Origin of the sequence: Marinobacter sp. SS8-8, assembly GCF_030540945.1 — a bacterium.
Taxonomy (GTDB): Bacteria; Pseudomonadota; Gammaproteobacteria; order Pseudomonadales; family Oleiphilaceae; genus Marinobacter.
Genome location: NZ_JASSVN010000047.1, coordinates 1 through 2,602, shown reverse-complemented (window position 1 = coordinate 2,602; position 2,602 = coordinate 1). Strand labels below are relative to the sequence as shown.

The 2,602-nt window shown below is 52.8% G+C and carries 1 protein-coding gene and 1 pseudogene; both read left to right on the top strand.

Going from position 1 to position 2,602, the window contains the following annotated elements; genetic code table 11:
- Nucleotides 1–307 (top strand): annotated as a pseudogene (locus tag QPL96_RS19295) (hypothetical protein); the annotation flags it as partial.
- A gap of 757 nt (nt 308–1,064) precedes the next feature.
- Entirely contained in the window at nt 1,065–2,381 is a 1,317-nt protein-coding gene (locus QPL96_RS19290) for a hypothetical protein (RefSeq protein WP_303288898.1), read from the top strand.
- Nucleotides 2,382–2,602 lie beyond the last annotated feature (221 nt).

The following is a 2,602-nucleotide window of genomic DNA, read 5'->3' as shown; positions in this document are numbered from 1 at the left end:
CGGGTTGACAGGCGACTTGAGCGCCCCTTTACCGCAACGTCCCGGGCGCGGCCGAAATTCCCGGGATTTGAGAAAAAACCCTGTCAAGCACTTTTTGAGAAAAAGTGAGCTGAATAGTTACTACATTTTTACGCTGAAGTACCAACTGTCTGACCGCGACTGTGACCCGGATGCGCTGGTGGAGCGCCTGATCGAGGCCTCGCCGGATCTTGTCGGCTTGACGGATGTGGCGGACGTCGTGGGCGTTCTCACGTCAAGTCCCGTGAACAAGGGGTCAGAAGAAAGCTTTCTTCTGACCCCGGCTTAACTCAGGTCGTCAAAGCTGCTGGCGGCCGGATTGCCATGATTCAGGTATATGGTGCGGGTCTTCTGCTTGAGCTAACAGGTTATTGCCCGGCATCGGAGAACTTAGTATGATCCCGAAACCATGTATCGATCACAATTAACCACGCTCACGAAAATCTTCTGGGTAGCCTACCTGGCTATCGCCCTGGTGTTTATCCAGGGCGCGCGGTTGCACACGCATACTTACGATCATGAGTCGACCGCGTCGGAACATGCACATTAGAAACATGGGAACATCGACTAAGGTGCTTCGGGTAAGCAACATCCTGACGAGGTGGGCCAAATCAACCTGTCTCAACAAGGAGTCCTGAAAAACTGCCCCTTGGATCGCTGGTCATCACCACGATATCAACGTACCCATATTGCCCAAAAAGGAATTTTGAACCGCGGCCACCAGTCCTGCCACCCAGGCTGCCGGTGTCTGTGAGTCGCAGCGGCGGCACCCTCAAGGTTGCTGGATCTGAGAGATAAGGGCGTTTATTCTTCCTATACTCTGTTCCAAACGATTAATCTTTGCTAACATCCATATGCTAATTAAATGGAACAACGCTATAGCTGGGGAATCTAACGACACTGTTAGCACCTTGACACTCGCGGGCAACTTTGTCGCACTGCTTGAGGGCTACTATCCGAGAAAATCTCTAAGGTCGCAACTCGTCGCCGTAATCGCCAGTATTAAATCAAAAACTGCAAAGATGACAAATGCACAGGAGATAGCTATGCGCAAGCCCAGCCGTATATTGCCGCATTTGGCGATTGCAAGCCTCGCCACGGTATGGTCGCTTCAGGCGACAGCCCAGGACGACGACAAGACCTACAAACAACTGCGCCAGGACGTTAAGGACCTGCAGCTCCAGATTGAACAGTTACAAAAGCAGTCCCGTCGGGATGAACCCAACAGCAAAACCGTCAGTGACCTGAAAAAGCAGAACGAGACACTGACCATTGGCGGCGGTGTCGTCACGGAATATCAGGTAAGGGACTACACTGAGAACCAAGAGCAAGGGGGCGGCCTGATCCTCGACTATTTCATGCTCACAGTGGATGGCAAGTTGGACAACGGCATCAGCTACGCCGCGGACTATCGCTGGTCAGATGTCAATTTTGCCGATGGCCAGTACCTGCATTATGGCTGGGCGGCTTATGATTTTGGCGTCAACGATGAGCAACAGGTCAAGGGAGGCTTTTTCCGAGTGCCCTTTGGCAACCTCCCCTATGGCTACCAGACCTTCTGGGGCAGCCTGAACTTCTACGCGGGGTTTGCCGATCATCAGGCGGCTGGCCTTAACTACAAATATGAATCCGGTCCTCTGAGGATTGATGCCGGCTTCTTCAAAAATGACACCCTGAGCCAGAGCACCACCTACAGCGGTGGTGTTCCGGTGGACGGCTACGCAAATGTCAATGGTGGCAACCTCAGAGTCGCCTATACCCTTAGACAGACCAAAAAAAACTACATGACTGTCTCCATTTCGGGACAGGGTGGGCAGCTCGAAACGGGTAGTCGCGATATCGGCTCGCGTTGGGCCGGCTCACTGGCTCTGGACGCCCACGCGGGCCCATGGACGGGACAGCTACAGATGGTGAGTTACGCCTACAATGTTCCCGATAATGCTACCAGTGAATTCGGCGGAGGCTTCACACTTCCCACCGACTCAATAACTGTCCAAGATTATGGCTTCCGCTATCAGCTGCCGGCACGTGCCGAGATCTACAGCGCCAACATTGCTCATGACTTCAACGTTAACTGGGGTCCGGTCACCCAGGTTCAGCTGTACAACAACTATGGTTACCTTAAAGTGGGTGGCAATGGGCAGTACAACAGTGCAGCACCCAGCGATCCCGTAAATATAACCAAAGACACGCAGTTCAACGCACTCGGTGCTCTGTTCGTGGCCGGGCCAATCTATGTTTGGGCTGACTTGTTTAGTGGCAAAAACAGCGCTATGACATTTGTCGGCCCCAATGACGATCAGTGGCACACCCGCTTCAACCTGACAACCGCATTCTATTTTGGCGGTAATCTGAAGAAGTAATGTAACTATTCAGCTCACTTTTTCTCAAAAAGTGCTTGACAAGGTTTTTTCTCAAATCCCAGGAATTTCGGCCGCGCCCGGGACGTTGCGGTAAAGGGGTGCTCAAGTCGCCTGTCAACCCGTCAGTGGTGTTTTAAGCGGACAGACATCCCCGGGCAGGTCGCCAACAGGGAAAGTCCCGCACAAACCTGCTCAGGAGGGAAAATCCGGCCTGAAAAAGT